Origin of the sequence: Streptomyces soli (assembly GCF_003999195.1) — a bacterium.
In the GTDB taxonomy this organism is placed as follows: Bacteria; Actinomycetota; Actinomycetes; order Streptomycetales; family Streptomycetaceae; genus Actinacidiphila; species Actinacidiphila soli.
This window is the reverse complement of record NZ_RJVR01000080.1, coordinates 1-16956: the sequence shown is the minus strand read 5'-3', so window position 1 is coordinate 16956 and position 16956 is coordinate 1. Positions and strand designations below refer to the sequence as shown.

The window sequence follows — 16956 nt, the reverse complement described above, 5'->3', positions numbered from 1 at the left end:
GCCATGACCGCCCCGTACATCGGGGCCTGTGGCGAGGACTTCCGGGTCGTGGCGTCCACGCCGATCCGCTCCTCGCAGACCAGCGCCCTCCGTACGACCTACGTGACGTACAGCACCGGGGCGGACCAGATCTGCGCCGTGACGATCCGCAACGATCCGGGGCCCCGCACGTTCATGGAGGTCACGCTCGACACGTGGCCCACCGGCGGAAACCCGGCCCGGGACTACGAGTCCTTCACCACGTACGCGGGTCCGATGTACAAGGACGCGCCGAAGGCCGCATGAGCTGGAGCGGCATGGTTGACATTTACTACAATTCGGACATCCGTCTCTGCTCCTGATCCGAATTGGAACCGAGACACGGAGAAACAGGATTGATGCACCCGTGGGAGTCGCAGCGTCGAGCTGACTCCGCTGTGGCATGGCCAGCACTGGCGTTCTGATCTGGGGTGCAGCGCGTGGCCTTCCGTCGGTGGAACCTCGCAGGCGGAACTCTCCTCTACAAGAAGTAGTAGTTGAAGTGACCCCGCCGGCTGTCATCGTCGAGCGGCGGGGACGGAAGGTGGAGACGATCAACATGGCTGACGGCTTTCGCACCGGCGGCGCTATCTGGCTACGGCAGCGCGACGCGCCGGCCCTGGTGGAGCCGTCGGCGCCCCGGATACACGGTGTCTCCGACACCGCGCCGCAGCAGTTGCACCGGGGGATGACGCTGATCGCCACGATCAGCCTGTTCATCGGTACCCGCTCCGCCTGGACGACGGCGATGACGTCCCACTTGCCGGTCGCCGCGATCATCTCCGTCTGCTACGCGGGGATCCTGGTCTGCGCAGTCCTCGCTCTGGCTGTACGGGGCCGGCGGGCACTGGTCCGGGTGGATCTGGGCGTCCTGGTGCTGGCTGTCGTCCTGGTGGTCTGCGGTTACTGGCTCAACCACGCCGGCACCGACGAGGGCGTGCTCACCGCCCAGGCCGCGAGCGAGATCTTGCGCGGCCACCCCATCTACGGCCAGCCCTGGCCATGGCTCTTCGGCACCCCGTCGGTCGGGGTCACCAAGACCATGGCCGGAGGCGCGGACTACACCTACGGCTACCCACCCCTGACCGCCCTGCTCGCCGCACCCGTCCACGGCGTCGTCCACTCGACGGCGGCCGCCACCATGGTGACCACCGGCGCGCTGCTCGCGGGCACCGTCGTGCTGTGGCTGCTGCTCCCGGTGCCGTGGCGGCCGGCGGCCACCACCGTGTGCCTCGGCTTCGGCATCCTGCCCGGCTACGCTCGCTCCGGGTACCCGGCCATCGTCGCCCTCGCCCTCCTCATCCCGGCCGTGGTCCGCTGGCCCGCCACCGGCGCGGGCGGCCGGCTCGGACGCAACGGGGTGCTGCGGGCGGTGTGCCTCGGCGCCGCCTGCGCCGCCCAGCAACTCGCCTGGTTCCTCGCCCCGTTCCTGCTCATCGGCCTGTACGCCGTCCGGCGCGGCGAGCTCGGCCGCCGGCCGGCCCTCGCCGTGGTCGCCCGCTACACCGGCACCGCCGCCCTGACCTGGGCGGCCATCAACGCCTACTTCGCCGCACAGGACTTCCACGACTGGATGCAGGGGCTGTTGCTCCCCATCACCCAGAAGGCGATCCTGCATGGCCAGGGCGTCATGGGCATCTCGTACTACTTCACCGCCGGCAGCAGCCGCCTGGACTACTACTCCTACGGCAGCCTGCTGCTGCTCATCGGCCTGCTCGCCGCCACCCTGCTCTTCGTCCGGCGACTCGGCCCGGCCCTCACCGTCCTGCCCTGGCTGTCCTTCTACCTCGCCACCCGTTCCCAGGACGGCTACTTCCTGTTGATGACCCCACTGTGGCTCGCGGCTGCCGCCACCGTCCCCGGCTCCGCCCTGGCCAACGCGTGGCAGCCCCGCATTCCCCGCTTGACCAGCCACCGCGCCAAAGCCGCCCTCGCCGCAGGGCTACTCGCCCCCGCCGTCCTGTGCGTCGGTATCGCCGCCGCCAGCCCACCCCCACTGCACCTGAGCCTCGCCCCTCGCTTCACGAACCAGCCCCACCGCGGCATCACCACCATCGTGATTCACGCCGTCAACACCACCGGCACCACGTTCACCCCGCACTTCGCCAGCCGTTCCGGCCAGGGCGCCTCCGACTGGTGGTCCATCACCTCCGGCCCCGCATCCCTCGCCCCGCACGCCTCCTCCACGTACGTCGTGAGGCCACCGGGCGGCTTCCGATCGCTGCCCAGCGGCAAGCACCCCCTCTTCTACCTGATCGCGGTCACTGGCACGCCCATGACCATCACCACCGCGAGCATCCCGCTCACCGCTCAAGCGGCTCCCTGAGCGGTCTCCTGTACGAGCCGCAGTCAACCGGGCGATGGGGTGCGGAGATGGAGGAGACCACCGGGCATGGGGTGGGGTCTGCCCCCTGGATTCAGCGGCGTTCAGATGCGTTCGATCAACAGTGTTACCGCCGCCGTCTGCACCGCGTCCAGCCCTTTGCCGCGGACGTCGCCGACCAGCGCCCGTACACCGTGCGGGGTTTCCAGCACCTCGTACAGGTCACCCCCGATCTGCGCCGCGTCGGCCGCAGACGCGTAACGCACGGCCAGCCGCACGTCGCCCACGCTCGGCCCCGGCGACCGCAGCACCGCCTGCTGAGCCGCCTCGGCGACCGAGCGGACGGCGGCGAAGACGCGCCGGTCCCGCTCGTGCCGTCGGGCGATGTAGGTCGAGAACAGGGCGACCGTGACATACGCCACGAGTTCCCCCCACCGCAGCGTTGCGGTCTCCGGTCCTTGCGGCGCGTCAAAGGGCATGATCGCCAGCTGCAAAACAAGTCCGACCACGCCGACCAGCAGAGTGCGTCGCCAGTTCGTGGAGACGCTGGCCAACGCCGGGGCCATGACCATCATCGGGGCCAGAAACGTCTCGGGCCCCGCCAGTACGTCGGCCACGGAGATCACGACGATCAGCAGCAGTGGCAGCAGCATCCCGCCCCCGGCCGGCACGACGGAGTCCAGGACTCGAGCCTGGCCCCCCCGCTGTGCTGCTGTCGCTGGCGCCGAGAAATCATTTATCGAACATACGTTGACATAGCGGACTGTGGGAAGCGGCCATGGGTGCGGCGACGGCGCTGATCCCCGTACGAGGCGACCGGGCTGCGGGCGCGGGCGCTCAGCCTTCTGGGGCAGGACCGGGCCGCGTCTTGCCCGCCCCCGTTCCGTCGGCCCCGGTCCTGCCCGCCTCAGGGCCCTCCGGCCCCCGGCCCATCCGCCGCAGGCCCGCCCGCTCTGGACGCCCCCGCCCGCAGCCCGTCCATCACGAGGTCGAGCAGGCGCGTCGCACGCGGCTGCCAGTCGCTGTGCGGGTCGATCTGCCAGAGCCCGGCAATGGCGAGCACGAAGTCGTCGGGGGTCAGCCCCGGGCGGATGATGCCGGCCCTCTCGTTCGCGTTCAGCAGGAGGGTGACCGCCTGAGTCACCGGGCCGTGACCGAGCTGCGCCAGGCTGCCGTACTTGCTGGTGGTCTTGCGCAGCGCGTCGGCCAGGCCGGCCTTGGCCATGGCGTACTGGGCCAGGCGGTCCATCCACTCCCTCAGCGCCTGGTCAGGTGCGCGGGTTTGGAGCAGCTGGGTAGCGGTGTCGGCGACCTGCTGCATCTCGTAGCGGTAGACCTCCAGGACGAGGGCCTCGCGGTTGGGGAAGTTGCGGTAGAACGTCCCCTGCCCGACGCCCGCCTTCTTCGCGATGGCGCTCAGCGGGGCGTCCGCAGACCGCGTCAGCTCGGCCAGGGCGACGTCCAGGATGCGCTCGCGATTCCGTTGCGCGTCCGAGCGCAGAGTCGCGCTCTTCTCGTCCTGCCGCACTCGTCCTCCTTCCGGAATCACGTCCAAGCCGGCCTTGCTAACCGGACAGCTGTCCGCTAAGTTCGATGACTAGCGGACAGCTGTCCGCTTAGGTCCACCATAGCGGCAGATCCGGTCATTGTGGCCGACCGGTGCCCACAGTCACCGGTTCCTTCACCCGTATCGCCTCCGGACTGTCTGCCGGGATCGTCTCGTTCGACGCGCATCAGATATGCGAAAGAAGGCTGATCATGGCCCCATCGACGTCCAGCGCCATCACCCTGAACATCAATGGCGAGAAGTACACGCTGCCCGTCGACCATCGCACCACCCTGCTCGACGCCCTGCGCGAGCATCTTGATCTGACCGGTACCAAAAAGGGCTGTGACCAGGGCCAATGCGGTGCCTGTACGGTGCTGCTCGATGGGCGCCGGGCCGTTTCCTGCCTTCAGCTCGCGGTCGCCGCCGAGGGGCGCGCGATCACCACCATCGAAGGCGTGGCCGACGGCGAGCGGCTGCACTCGGTGCAGCAGGCCTTCCTCGACCTGGACGGCTATCAGTGCGGCTACTGCACACCGGGGCAGATCTGCTCGGCCCTGGCGGTGATCGAGGAGCATGCCGCGGGCTGGCCGAGCGCCGTGACCGACGATGTCCGGCCCGAAGCGGGAGTGCCTGCGCTCACTGCCGAAGAGATCCGTGAGCGGATGAGCGGCAACCTGTGTCGATGCGGCGCCTATGTGTCGATCGTGCAGGCGGTCGCGCGGGCGGCGGAGGCTCAGGCGGCAGACGCCGAGGTCAAGGAGGCGGCGGCATGAGGGAATTCGGCTACGAACGCGTCTTCGACGTCTCTGGAGCGGTCGCCCTGCTCGGCGCCGACCCCGACGCCCGCTTCCTCGGCGGCGGCACCAACCTCGTCGACCTGATGAAGGCCGGCGTGGAAAGGCCCGCCCGGCTCATCGACGTACGCGAACTTCCCCTCGACGGAGTCGAGTTCACTCGCGACGGTGGACTGCGCATCGGTGCGACTGTCACCAACAGCGATCTCGCGGCCCACCCCGAAGTACGACGCCACTACCCGGCCTTGGCGCAGGCCGTCCTGGCCGGCGCCTCGGGCCAGCTGCGCAACATGGCCACGGTCGGCGGCAATCTGCTCCAGCGGACCCGCTGCGGCTACTTCACCGACCTCAGCAAACCGTGCAACAAGCGGGCCCCCGGGAGCGGTTGCCCCGCCCTCACGGGCGAGCACCACAACCACGCGATCCTCGGCGCCTCCGAGCACTGCGTCGCCACCCATCCCTCGGACATGGCGGTCGCGCTCGCCGCCTTCGACGCGGTCATCTCGTACGAAACAGCGGACGGCCCGGGCGAGTTGCCGATCGCCGACTTCTATCTGCCCGTGGGTGACACCCCGCACATCGAGACCGCCCTTCCGCCCGGCGCGCTGATCACCGGCGTCACGCTGCCGCCGGCCCCGGTCGCCGCCCACTCGCGGTACCGGAAGGTGCGCGAGCGCGCCTCGTACGCGTTCGCGATCGGCTCGATCGCCGCCGCACTCGACGTCCAGGACGATGTCATACGCGAAGTGCGCCTCGCTTTCGGGGCGGTCGCGTCCCGGCCGTGGCGGGCCCGTGCGGCCGAGCGGGTACTGACCGGCGGCCCGGCGAGCGCGGAGGCGTTCGCCGCCGCGGCGGACGCCGAACTGGCAGGCGCTGAGCCGCTTGCGGAGAACGGATACAAGGTGACGTTGATACGCAACCTCGTCGTGGCCGTGCTGACCGAACTCACCGAGGAGGCCGACCGATGACCACGACGACCGGAATCGCCGCCGTGACCGGGGCCGTTGGCTCCGCCCACACCCGCGTGGAGGGCCGCGACAAGGTCACCGGGGCGGCCCGCTACGCCGCAGAAATACCCTTCGCCGAACTCGCCCACGGCTGGCTGGTGTTGTCGACCGTGGCCCGGGGCCGTATCCGCTCCGTGGACGACGCCCCCGTTCTGGCGATGCCCGGAGTCCTCACCGTGCTGCACCACAGGAACGCGCCGCGCGTCGAAACCGACTATGTGGGCATGCTGGGGCGGCCGAACCCGGTCCTCGGGATCTTCCAGCACGACCGGGTGCCCTTCGTCGGCTGGCCGGTGGCGCTGGTCGTGGCCGAGACCTCCGAGCAGGCCAGGGAAGCCGCCGAGGCGCTGGTGGTCCGATACGACGAGGAGCCGCACGACGTCGCGTTCTTCGCCGGGCATCCCGGTGCGTACACGCCGCAGAACAACCCGATGGTCCAGGCCGAGACGGAGAAGGGAGACCTAGAGGCCCAACTCGGCGCTTCCGCCGTCGTCGTGGACGAGGAGTACACCACCCCGGAGGAACATCACAACCCGATGGAGCCGCATGCGGCGACGGCTCGCTGGGACGGCGGCCGGCTCGACGTCGTCGACTCCAACCAGGGCAGCACCTGGGTGGCGAGCGAACTCGCGAAGCTCTTCTCCCTCGATCCGGCCTCCGTACGGGTGCGGTCCGAACACGTCGGTGGCGGCTTCGGATCGAAGGGTCTGAGCCCGCACCAGGTGGCCGCCGTCATGGCCACGACCGTCCTCCATCGCCCGGTCCGCGTCGTCCTGACCCGCCGTCAGATGTTCTACCTCGTCGGATTCCGCAGCCCCACGGCGCAGCGGATCAGGCTCGGCGCCGACGCCGACGGCCGGCTGCGCGCGTTCGACCACCAGGCGCAGAGTCTCACCTCGACGGTGCACGAATTCGTCGAGACGAGCGCCGTGCTGGGGCGCGTGATGTACGACGCCGACGCGCATCACACCCTGCACCGGCTCGTACGGCTCGACGTGCCCACCCCGGCCTGGATGCGCGCACCGGGCGAGGCACCGGGTTCCTTCGCCCTCGAATCCGCCCTCGACGAACTGGCCGAGAAGTGCGGCATGGACCCGATCGCGCTGCGCGCACGCAACGAACCCGAGACGGGTCCCGTGTCCGGGCTGCCGTTCAGCAGCCGCAATGTGCTCGCCTGCTTCGAGGAGGGCGCCCGCAGGTTCGGCTGGGCGGACCGGGACCCGCGTCCCGGACTGCGTCGCGAGGGCCGCTGGCTGCTCGGGACCGGCACGGCGGCAGCCACCTATCCCTCGGGAGTCGGCCCGTCCACCGCGGCCGTGACCGCGGAGGCGGACGGAACCTTCACCGTGCGGATCAACGCGGCGGACATCGGCACCGGGGCACGCACCGCGATGACCCTGGTCGCCGCGGACGCGCTGGAGGTCGATCCGGACCGCATCCGTGTGCGCATCGCGGACAGCGACTTCGGCCCGGCGATGTTCGCCGGCGGCTCGATGGGCACGCGCTCCTGGGCGTGGGCAGTGACGATCGCGGCCGACGAACTGCGGGAGCGACTGGCCCTGGGAGGCGCCATTCCGCCGGAGGGGATCACCGCTCGGTCGAACACCGCCGAGGCCATCGACGCCCTCGCGAAGAAGGAACGGCACTCCTTCGGAGCACAGTTCTCCGAGGTCGCGGTGGATGTCACCACCGGCGAGGTGCGCGTGCGACGGCTGCTCGGCATCTACGCCGCGGGCACCATCGTCAACCCGCTCACCGCCCGCAGCCAGTTCATCGGCGGAATGACCTGGGGGCTGTCCATGGCCCTCCACGAGGAGGCGATCAGGGACCAGGCCTCCGGCGGCCTTGTCGGCGCCGACCTCGCCGGCTATCACTTCGCCGCACACGCCGACGTGCCGCTCATCGAGGCGGACTGGGTGGACGACCCCGTCCCGGACGACCCGGTCGGCATCAAGGGCATCGGCGAGATCGGCGTCGTGGGCGTCGCCGCCGCGATCGCCAACGCGGTGTGGCACGCGACCGGCGTACGCCACCGGAACCTGCCGATCCGTCCGGACCGCGTCCTGCGGGCGGCGGAGGGAGCCCGGCGTGCTTGACATCGCCGAGGAACTGAACCGCTGGTTCGAGGAGGGCCGGGGCTTCGCCGTCGCCACCGTCGTGACCGTCGGCGGCAGCGCCCCGCGCGGTCCGGGCGCCGCCCTGGCCGTCGACAGCCACGGCACCGCCATCGGTTCCGTCTCCGGCGGTTGCGTGGAAGGGGCGGTGTACGACCTGTGCGTTCAGGCGCTCCAGGACGGCCGGACGGTGCGCGAACGGTTCGGTTACAGCGACGAGGACGCCTTCGCGGTGGGACTCACCTGCGGGGGCGTCATCGAAGTCCTGGTCACGCCGGTGCGCGCTGACACGCCGGTGTTCCGGGCAGGGGTGTCGGCCGCGGCCCGAGGAGAGGCGGCGGCGCTCGCCCGGGTGGCCCGGGGCCCGGGCGAACTGCTCGGCAGGGCGCTCCTCGTCCACCCCGACGGATCGTACGAGGGCAGCCTCGACGGGCAGCCGGAACTGGAGCGGACGGCGGCCGCGGAGGCCCGCGCGATGCTGGACACCGGCCGTACCGGCACCGTCGAGATCGCGGAGGACGGGTCGCGCTGCCCCGGCGGCGTGACGCTGTTCGTGGAGTCGAGGGTGCCGCCGCCCCGGATGATCGTCTTCGGCGCCGTGGACTTCGCGACGGCGCTCGTACGGGCGGGCAAGTTCCTCGGCTACCACGTCACCGTGTGCGACGCCCGGCCGGTCTTCGCCACCCGCGTCCGCTTCCCCGACGCCGACGACCTCGTCGTCGACTGGCCGCACCGCTACCTCCGGCGCACCGCGACCGACGAACGAACCGTCCTGTGCGTGCTCACCCACGACGCCAAGTTCGACGTTCCTCTGCTGGAGACGGCCCTGCGGCTGCCGGCCGCGTTCGTCGGCGCGATGGGCTCGCGCCGCACCCACGAGGACCGCAATCGGCGCCTGCGTGAAGTCGGCCTCACCGACCGCGAGTTGGCCCGCCTGCGCTCCCCGATCGGCCTCGACCTCGGCGCCCGCACCCCCGAGGAGACCGCCCTGTCCATCACCGCGGAGATCGTCGCGGCGCGCCGGGGCGGGACGGGCGTTCCGCTGACCGGTGCGGGGACGCCCATTCACCATGACGTGGACGCGGGGGAGAAGGGCGAGGCCCGCTCCCGAGCGGCGGCCTGACCCGGCTCGGGCCTCCTCGGGCGGTCAGGAACGCCGACCCGGCGCCGTTGGTGGGGCTGGCCACCGATGGGGAGGCGTGGTGGCCGTAGTGCCTTCCCGGGCGGGTGCGCGGGAAAGTCGGGGGAACGGCGCCGCCTCCGCGGCGACTTGGGGGGACCATGTGGGACGGGGAGTGGGAAGCATGATGGATGTCACCCGGCGGAACGTGCTGCGGGGCGCTGCGGTGGCCGCCGGCGGTGGCGGCCGGTCTTCCTGCCCCGGGAGCCGGAAGCGGACGAGGGCGGGACCGACCTGCGGCGGTGCGCGGAGGACGACGGCTACCTCCTGGCGTACGTCCACAACCCGGAGCGCGGGGCCGCTGACCTGATCATCCTCGCCGCCCAGGACTTCACGGCGGCGCCGCTGGCCCGCATCCACCTGCCCGGCCGCGTCCCCCTCGGCTTCCACGGCAGTTGGGTCGCCGACGCCTGCAGCCGACTCGGCGCTTGTCATCCCGGACTGGGATCGGCACGTGGCTGTAGGCAAGCCGTGGCGAGTTCTTTCGGCTCCGTGGTGAGGCCGTCCAGTGCTCCCGGCGCAGTGGCGGGAGTACTGAGCGTAGTCGTGTGACCCGGCCTACGGGCCTACGCCCCCCGTATGACTGTCCGAGCGCCTCGCGTGGAATGGCCCGACCAGTCATACGGGGGGACCATGGATCACACGGTTGGGGGCCGTGGCCGCGAGCCGGCCGGGATCAGCCCCCCCGTCACGGCCCCGGACGCCTCAGGGAGGCCATGATGATTCTCCGCCCGCTCTCCGGAACCACCGTTGCGGTGACGGCGGTGGCACTCGCGCTCGCCGGCCTGACCGCCGCCCCGGCTCGTGCCGCCGTCCCGGACAACCTGGCGACCTTCCTGAACCAGGGCACCTGGCTCTGCCTGGAAGGTCTGGGGTCCGGCGCCATGCGGACCAGCACGTGCGAGGGCGTGTCCACCCAGAAGTGGAGCGTTCAGGTCCGGTCGGACGGCACCCGTGAACTGAGGAACGCCAGGACCGGTCAGTGCCTCGACGACAGTGACGCATTCGGCCTGCGCACCCGCTCCTGCGACGGGCGCACCTCCCAGAAGTGGTTCGTGCACGGGCGGAACGACGGCACGCTCGAGCTCCGAAACCGGGAGACCCAGCGCTGCGTGGAAGCCAGCGCCGGCTCCGGAGCCCGTACGTCCCGGTGCGACGGCGGCATTTTCCAGAGCTGGTTCTGACCGGACAGTAACGGCCAACGGCGCCTCCAGGAGAGCGACCATGGTCACCAGAGCCGACCGGAACCCCCGTGGCGTTCACGTCGCGCCCGCCCCCGGGACTCCGGCAAGATCGGCGGGAACTTACGCCGACGGACGCCGCTACCTCTCCGCACCTGCCGTGTGACCGTGTGACAGCGAAATCTGGCGGCGTGTCACGCGGGTCCCTGCCGCCTGCTGCTCACGGCTTGACAAGCCAGGCCGCGGCGGGCTCTGCGTTCCCTTGCCAGGAAAAACTCGGGTTCCCGGCGGAACATGGATAAGGGAAAAGCAGACAAAGGGAGCCCCGCATGTCGCACACCTCCACCGTCGCTGTTCTCGGAGCAGGCGCACTCGGCGCCGCGATGGCGACACGGCTCGGGGAATCCGGCCACGAGGTCCGGCTGTGGAACCGTACGGAGGAGAGGGCTCGTGCGGTGGCGGAGCACGCTACCGGCGTCACGGCAGTGAGTGAGGTGGGCGATGCGGTCTCCGGTGCGTCCGTCGTCATCACTGTGCTCCGTGACGGCGCTGCGGTCGCGGAGGTCATGGCAGACGCCATCAACCGGCTCGACAACGATGCCGTCTGGGTACAGGCGAGCACGGTGGGCCCACGGAGCGCCGGTGCCCTGGCCGATCAGGCTCGTGAGCACGGTGTTGCGTTCCTCGACGCACCGGTCTCGGGAAGTACCGCTCCCGCCCGTCAGGGCAAGCTTGTCTGGCTGGTCGCCGGCCCCGAGGACGTCGTTACGCGGGCCTGTCCCGTGCTGGAGGATCTCGGCTCATCCGTGCTGCACGTTGGGACGGGGGTCGAAGGCAGCGCCGTCAAGCTTGCGGTCAACGCCTGGATGGCTGCCTCGACGGTCGCCATGAGTGACGTCCTCTCGCTGTGCGACGTGCTCGGCGTCGACCACACGACGTTCACCCGGGTACTCGAGGCGGGCCCGCTCGCCATGCCGTACGAGTTGCAGAAAGTAGCCGCCATGGACGCCGCGTCGTACGCGCCTGGATTCGCGGTGCAACTCGCCCTGAAGGACATCGACCTGGCCGCTGCAGCCGCCGCCCCCAGCCCTCTGCTCCAGGCCGTCCGCGATCGCCTGGAGGCGACCGTGGCAGCTGGGCACGACGATGACGACCTGGCCGCCGTCGACTACCTGAGAAGGGACGCTCCGGCGGCCCATCAGCCGAGGTGAGCCCTTCGACAAAAGACTCGAAGTCCGCAGCGAGGACGACTTTCATGTCCGCATCCGCGTCGAGCCACGTGACCGACGGTTCGCCCTGCCGACCGCAGACCCGGTAGTCCGGAATCGACGTCATCCGCTCGCGTCGGCCGATCCCCGTATGCGGGTGGGAAACGCGTTCCAGCGAGCCGACACCCCGCCGCCGTTCTGCGCCCGCATCAGAGCCAGAAGCGAGGCAGGGAGCGAGACAGCTACTGCTGACGAGACGTGTTGACGTGGGACGAGCGGCGGATACCGCAGGGCCTGCACAGGTCGAGGACGTAAGCAGAGCAGATCGGGCCAGAGCGGACGCGGAGTGGGGTGGGACGCCAGCGGCGCTAGGCACCTCCGGCGCGACGTGGCAGGATTTCGCAGGTGACCAGCAGACCCGCCGCGGCGCAGCACCTGCGCGACCTCGCGCGGCTGCGCCGCGTCCGCGACCGGATCGACCGGGAGTATGCGCAGCCGCTGGACGTCGAGGCGCTCGCCCGCGGCGCGCACATGTCGGCCGGGCACCTCAGCCGCGAGTTCCGGCTCGCCTACGGCGAGTCGCCGTACTCCTATCTGATGACGCGGCGTATCGAGCGCGCGATGGCGCTGCTGCGTCGTGGCGACCTCAGCGTCACCGAGGTCTGTTTCGCGGTCGGCTGCGCATCGCTGGGCACCTTCAGCACACGCTTCACCGAACTGGTCGGTGTGTCGCCCAGCACCTACCGGCGCCAGGCGGCGAGCGCGACGGCGGGGATGCCGTCGTGCGTCGCGAAACAGGTGACCAGACCGATCAGGAATCGAGAAGCGCGGGCCCCCGAGCCGCAGCTAGCGTGACCGCCATGGACATCACCATTCAGGGGAGCTTCCTCCCGCACGACGACCCGGACGCATCCCTGGCCTTCTATCGCGACCGCCCGGAGGTGGTCCCGGTGGTCCTCCTTTTCTTGCGGGCTGGACCCGGTTAAGACGAACGGCCAACGGCGAAATCGCCATCCGGGGTGATCGGGCTGTCGATTCCCGGACTTCCCGTTCGTCTTTAACCAGAAAATCCCGACCAGACCCACGACTTCAGGAGTGACCATGACCGGCTCTTCCACCCAGGGAATCAAGACCGTGCTGCATCCCGTTTCCGACCTGGCGACGGCCAAGGAGGTGTACGCCGCCCTGCTCGGCGTACCGCCGCAGACCGACGAGTCCTACTACGTCGGCTTCGAGGCCGCGGGCCAGCACATCGGGCTGGTGCCAGGCGGTGGACCGCAGGGCATGACCTCACCGGTGGCCTACTGGCACGTGCCGGACCTCGAGGCGAAGCTGGCCGAGGTGACCGCCGCAGGTGCCACCGTGAAGGAGCCCGCGCACGACGTCGGTGGCGGCCGCCTGGTGGCCACCGTCACCGACCCCGATGGCAACGTCCTCGGGCTGCTTCAGGACCGATGAGTGCCGACCCCCCGCTCCCGCGCTCAGCGTCGTCGCGACACCGAGCATCGGCTCACCCACGACATCGATGTCTGCGTGGCCAGTGCCTCGGCGGACGGTGCGCCGTATCTGGTGCCGCTGTCCTTCGACTGGGACGGCGAGGCGCTGCTGGTGGCCACGCCGACGGACAGCCCGACCGGCTGGGGGCACCTACCGGCAGAAGGCTGGGGGAGAACCTGGCTGCCACCCGAGCCGTTCGGCTGGGGCTGGGCCACACCCGCGACGTGTCCTTGATCGACGGCGAAGTCGAGGTCCTCGAGATCCACGCGCTGCCGCCGGGGTGACCGGTTCGCCGCGCGCACCGGCTTCGACCCGCGTGCGCCGGCCACGCCGTACCGCTGGTTCCGCGTCTCCCCGCGCCGCATCCAGGCTTGGCGCGAGGTGAACGAGATGCCCGACCGCGAGGTGATGCGCGACGGCCGCTGGTTGGTCTGACGCCTCGGCGGGCACGCCGCGTGGCCGGGGCCAGAGGCGCCACGGCCGAAGCGAAGGAGAACCACACGTACGCTCGAAGCTGGTCAGATCGAGCCAGGCGACGCCGACGGAGACCGCGAAGGCGGCCCCGCGTAACAGATGGAGACAAGATGAGCATGGCCACGAGGACGGACACGCAGTCGCCTGCGCTGCACGTTGCCGACAGCCACGACCTGATCCGCGTGCACGGCGCGCGCGTGAACAACCTCAAGGACGTCAGCATCGAGATCCCGAAGCGCCGGCTGACGGTGTTCACCGGCGTCTCCGGCTCGGGCAAGAGTTCGCTGGTGTTCAACACGATCGCCGCGGAGTCGCAGCGGCTGATCAACGAGACCTACAGCGCCTTCGTGCAGGGCTTCATGCCCACGCTGGCGCGGCCCGAGGTCGACGTACTCGAAGGGCTGACGACCGCGATCATCGTCGACCAGCAGCGGATGGGTGCCGACCCCCGCTCCACGGTCGGCACCGCCACCGACGCCAACGCGATGCTACGCATCCTCTTCAGCCGACTCGGGAAACCGCACATCGGCTCGCCTCAGGCGTTCTCCTTCAACGTCGCCTCGATCAGTGGAGCGGGTGCGGTCACCCTGGAGCGCGCCGGACGGACCGTGAAGGAGCGTCGCGACTTCAGCATCACCGGCGGCATGTGTCCGCGCTGCGAAGGCCGGGGCACGGTCTCCGACATTGACCTCACCCAGCTCTACGACGACTCCAAGTCGATCGCCGGGGGCGCGTTCACCATCCCCGGCTGGAAGTCGGACAGTTGGTGGACCGTGCGGACCTACGCCGAGTCGGGCTTCCTCGACCCGGACAAGCCGATCCGCAAGTACACCAAGAAGGAGATGCACGACTTCCTCTACCGGGAGCCGACCAAGGTGAAGGTCGAGGGCGTGAACCTCACCTACGAGGGTCTGATCCCCAAGATCCAGAAGTCGTTCCTCTCCAAGGACCGGGGGGCGCTGCAGCCGCACATCCGGGCGTTCGTGGACCGGGCGGTCACCTTCACCGCCTGTCCGGAGTGCGGCGGCACCCGGCTCAGCGAGGCGGCCCGGTCGTCGCGGATCGGCGGGATCAACATCGCTGATGCGAGCGCGATGCAGATCAGCGACCTGGCCGAATGGGTCGGCGGCCTCGACGAGCCGTCGGTGGCGCCGCTGCTCGCCACGCTGCAGCAGACCCTCGACTCGTTCGTGGAGATCGGGCTGGGCTACCTCTCGCTCGACCGGCCGTCGGGCACGCTGTCGGGCGGCGAGGCGCAGCGCGTCAAGATGATCCGCCACCTCGGCTCCTCGCTCACCGACACGACCTACGTCTTCGACGAGCCCACCATCGGCCTGCACCCCCATGACATCCAGCGGATGAACGACCTGCTGCTGCGGCTGCGGGACAAGGGCAACACGGTGCTCGTCGTGGAGCACAAGCCGGAGACGATCGCGATCGCCGACCACGTCATCGACCTCGGCCCCGGCGCCGGTACGGCGGGCGGCACCGTCTGCTTCGAGGGCACCGTCGAGGGGCTGCGGGCCAGCGGCACCATCACCGGCCGCCATTTCGACGACCGGGCCGCCCTCAAGGAGACGGTGCGGAAGCCCACCGGCACGCTGGAGATCCGCAGCGCGACGGCGCACAACCTGCTCGACGTCGACGTCGACATCCCGCTCGGGGTGCTTGTCGTCGTCACCGGCGTCGCCGGCTCCGGCAAGAGCTCGCTCGTGCACGGGTCGATCCCCGCCGGCGCGGATGTGGTGTCGGTCGGCCAGGGCGCGATCCGCGGCTCGCGACGGAGCAACCCGGCGACGTACACCGGACTGCTCGACCCGATCCGCAAGGCGTTCGCGAAGGCCAACGGCGTGAAGCCGGCGCTGTTCAGCGCCAACTCCGAGGGCGCCTGCCCCAACTGCAACGGCGCCGGCGTCATCTACACCGACCTGGCGCTGATGGCCGGCGTCGCCACCACTTGCGAGGAGTGCGAGGGGAAACGGTTCCAGGCATCGGTGCTGGAATACCACCTCGGCGGCCGTGACATCAGCGAGGTGCTCGCGATGTCGGTGACCGAGGCAGAGGAGTTCTTCGGCTGCGGCGAGGCGCGGACGCCGGCCGCGCACGCCATCCTCGACCGGCTCGCCGACGTCGGGCTCGGCTACCTCAGCCTCGGCCAGCCGCTCACTACGCTGTCCGGCGGCGAGCGGCAGCGGCTCAAGCTGGCCACTCACATGGCTGAGAAGGGCGGCGTCTACGTCCTCGACGAGCCGACCGCCGGCCTCCACCTCGCCGACGTCGAGCAGCTGCTCGGCCTGCTCGACCGGCTCGTCGACTCCGGCAAGTCGGTCATCGTCGTCGAGCACCACCAGGCGGTCATGGCACACGCCGACTGGATCATCGACCTCGGCCCCGGCGCCGGCCACAACGGCGGCCGGATCGTCTTCGAGGGCACACCCGCCGACCTCGTCGTCGCCCGCTCCACCCTCACCGGCGAGCACCTCGCGGCCTACGTCGGCACCTGACCGGGGCCCTCGCGGACACCGTGAGACGAGTTCTCTCATCTGTTCGGACTCGTCCCGACCGGTAAAGCGGCGTGTTCAACAGGGTCGAGTAGGCATTCATCCTGCTCTACATACAGTCGTATGTGGCAGGATTTCGCAGGTGACCAGCAGACCCGCCGCGGCGCAGCACCTGCGCGACCTCGCGCGGCTGCGCTGCGGCCGTGACCGGATCGACCGGGAGTATGCGCAGCCGCTGGACGTCGAGGCGCTCGCCCGCGGCGCGCACATGTCGGCCGGGCACCTCAGCCGCGAGTTCCGGCTCGCCTACGGCGAGTCGCGCGTCTGCCGACGACTGCCCGACACCCTTCGCTCACACGGGATCTGATAGAATGTGAGGCATGACGCAGCAGGTCAAGCGGGTTTTCAAGTACCGCTTTTACCCAACCGGCGAGCAGGCAGCGGAGCTGTCGCGCACGTTCGGATGCGTCCGCCTCGTCTACAACAAAGCGCTGGAGGAGCGCACCCGGCCTGGTACGGCGAGCAGCGCCGGGTGTCCTACGTACAGTCCTCCGCAGCCCTGACGGAGTGGAAGAAGACGGCAGACCTGGCGTTCCTCGCTGAGGTGTCCTGCGTCCCGCTCCAGCAGTCGCTGCGGCACTTGCAGACGGCGTTCGGGAACTTCTTCGCCAAGCGCGCCAAGTACCCGCGTTACAAGTCCAAGAAGAAGTCCCGCGCCAGTGCCGAGTACACCCGCTCCGCGTTCAAGTGGCGCGAGGGGGAGCTGACGCTGGCGAAGATGGCGGAGCCGTTGGACATCCGATGGTCGCGTCGCCTGCCCGAAGGCAGGCAGCCGTCCACGGTGACCGTGTCCCGCGACGCGGCCGGACGCTGGTTCGTGTCCCTGCTGTGCGACGACACGATCGCTTCGGCCCCGGCCACCGACAGCGCGGTCGGCATCGATGCGGGCATCACCTCCCTGGTGACCCTGTCCACCGGAGAGAAGATCACCAACCCGAAGCACGAACGCTGTGACCGGGCGCGCCTGGCGAAGGCGCAGCGGGAGTTGTCCCGTAAGGAGAAGGGATCGGCCAACCGGGAGAAGGCCCGCCGGAAGGTCGCCAGGGTCCA

General features: G+C 70.2%; 13 protein-coding genes and 5 pseudogenes. 16 read left to right on the top strand and 2 right to left on the bottom strand.

The window, feature by feature from the left end; genetic code table 11:
• The first annotated feature begins 3 nt into the window (after window positions 1-3).
• Window positions 4-285 carry a hypothetical protein gene (locus tag EFK10_RS06420; protein ID WP_240677030.1) on the top strand — a complete coding sequence of 94 codons (282 nt, stop codon included), beginning with the start codon at window positions 4-6 and terminating at the stop codon, window positions 283-285.
• 292 nt (window positions 286-577) lie between these two features.
• Window positions 578-2344: a hypothetical protein gene (locus tag EFK10_RS06415; RefSeq protein ID WP_127354805.1), complete on the top strand. Its 1767-nt coding sequence runs from the start codon at window positions 578-580 to the stop codon at window positions 2342-2344.
• 101 nt (window positions 2345-2445) lie between these two features.
• On the opposite strand, the gene EFK10_RS06410 is transcribed toward EFK10_RS06415, so the two are convergent.
• The gene (locus EFK10_RS06410) at window positions 2446-3012 is read right to left on the bottom strand and encodes a hypothetical protein (protein WP_127354777.1); all 567 of its coding nucleotides are present in this window, start codon (window positions 3010-3012) and stop codon (window positions 2446-2448) included.
• A 236-nt stretch (window positions 3013-3248) separates the two neighbouring features.
• Window positions 3249-3869: a TetR/AcrR family transcriptional regulator gene (locus EFK10_RS06405; protein WP_240677028.1), complete on the bottom strand. Its 621-nt coding sequence runs from the start codon at window positions 3867-3869 to the stop codon at window positions 3249-3251.
• 230 nt (window positions 3870-4099) lie between these two features.
• On the opposite strand from EFK10_RS06405, the gene EFK10_RS06400 reads away from it, so the two are divergent.
• From EFK10_RS06400 to EFK10_RS06335, 14 genes and pseudogenes are all read left to right on the top strand, one after another.
• Window positions 4100-4663 carry a 2Fe-2S iron-sulfur cluster-binding protein gene (locus EFK10_RS06400; protein ID WP_127354803.1) on the top strand — a complete coding sequence of 188 codons (564 nt, stop codon included), beginning with the start codon at window positions 4100-4102 and terminating at the stop codon, window positions 4661-4663.
• Window positions 4660-5652: an FAD binding domain-containing protein gene (locus EFK10_RS06395; protein WP_127354776.1), complete on the top strand. Its 993-nt coding sequence runs from the start codon at window positions 4660-4662 to the stop codon at window positions 5650-5652. Before EFK10_RS06400 ends, EFK10_RS06395 begins: the two co-directional genes overlap by 4 nt.
• Entirely contained in the window at window positions 5649-7787 is a 2139-nt protein-coding gene (locus EFK10_RS06390) for a xanthine dehydrogenase family protein molybdopterin-binding subunit (protein ID WP_127354775.1), read from the top strand. The genes EFK10_RS06395 and EFK10_RS06390 overlap by 4 nt, the downstream gene beginning before the upstream one ends.
• Entirely contained in the window at window positions 7780-8928 is a 1149-nt protein-coding gene (locus EFK10_RS06385; protein WP_127354774.1) for an XdhC family protein, read from the top strand. Before EFK10_RS06390 ends, EFK10_RS06385 begins: the two co-directional genes overlap by 8 nt.
• Window positions 8929-9174: 246 nt before the next feature.
• A pseudogene (locus EFK10_RS49625) lies at window positions 9175-9396 on the top strand (carotenoid oxygenase family protein); the annotation flags it as partial.
• Between the two features lie 305 nt (window positions 9397-9701).
• On the top strand, window positions 9702-10169 hold the full coding sequence (locus tag EFK10_RS06375; RefSeq protein WP_164835849.1) for an RICIN domain-containing protein: 468 nt from the start codon (window positions 9702-9704) through the stop codon (window positions 10167-10169).
• Between the two features lie 326 nt (window positions 10170-10495).
• A complete protein-coding gene (locus EFK10_RS06370) occupies window positions 10496-11377 on the top strand; it encodes an NAD(P)-dependent oxidoreductase (RefSeq protein ID WP_127354772.1) in 882 nt (293 codons plus the stop codon).
• Window positions 11378-11779: 402 nt separating this feature from the next.
• Window positions 11780-12229 carry a helix-turn-helix transcriptional regulator gene (locus EFK10_RS06365; RefSeq protein WP_127354771.1) on the top strand — a complete coding sequence of 150 codons (450 nt, stop codon included), beginning with the start codon at window positions 11780-11782 and terminating at the stop codon, window positions 12227-12229.
• Window positions 12230-12234: 5 nt separating this feature from the next.
• Window positions 12235-12306: pseudogene (locus tag EFK10_RS06360) on the top strand (VOC family protein); the annotation flags it as partial.
• Window positions 12307-12475: 169 nt separating this feature from the next.
• Window positions 12476-12832, top strand: coding sequence for a VOC family protein (locus EFK10_RS06355; RefSeq protein ID WP_127354770.1), 357 nt, complete (start codon window positions 12476-12478; stop codon window positions 12830-12832).
• Window positions 12833-13306 (top strand): annotated as a pseudogene (locus EFK10_RS06350) (pyridoxamine 5'-phosphate oxidase family protein). It begins immediately after the preceding gene.
• A 149-nt stretch (window positions 13307-13455) separates the two neighbouring features.
• Window positions 13456-15849 (top strand): ATP-binding cassette domain-containing protein, encoded by a 2394-nt coding sequence (locus EFK10_RS06345; RefSeq protein WP_127354769.1) that lies wholly within the window; start codon window positions 13456-13458, stop codon window positions 15847-15849.
• Window positions 15850-15988: 139 nt separating this feature from the next.
• A pseudogene (locus EFK10_RS06340) lies at window positions 15989-16165 on the top strand (helix-turn-helix transcriptional regulator); the annotation flags it as partial.
• Window positions 16166-16226: 61 nt separating this feature from the next.
• Window positions 16227-16956 (top strand): annotated as a pseudogene (locus EFK10_RS06335) (RNA-guided endonuclease InsQ/TnpB family protein); the annotation flags it as partial.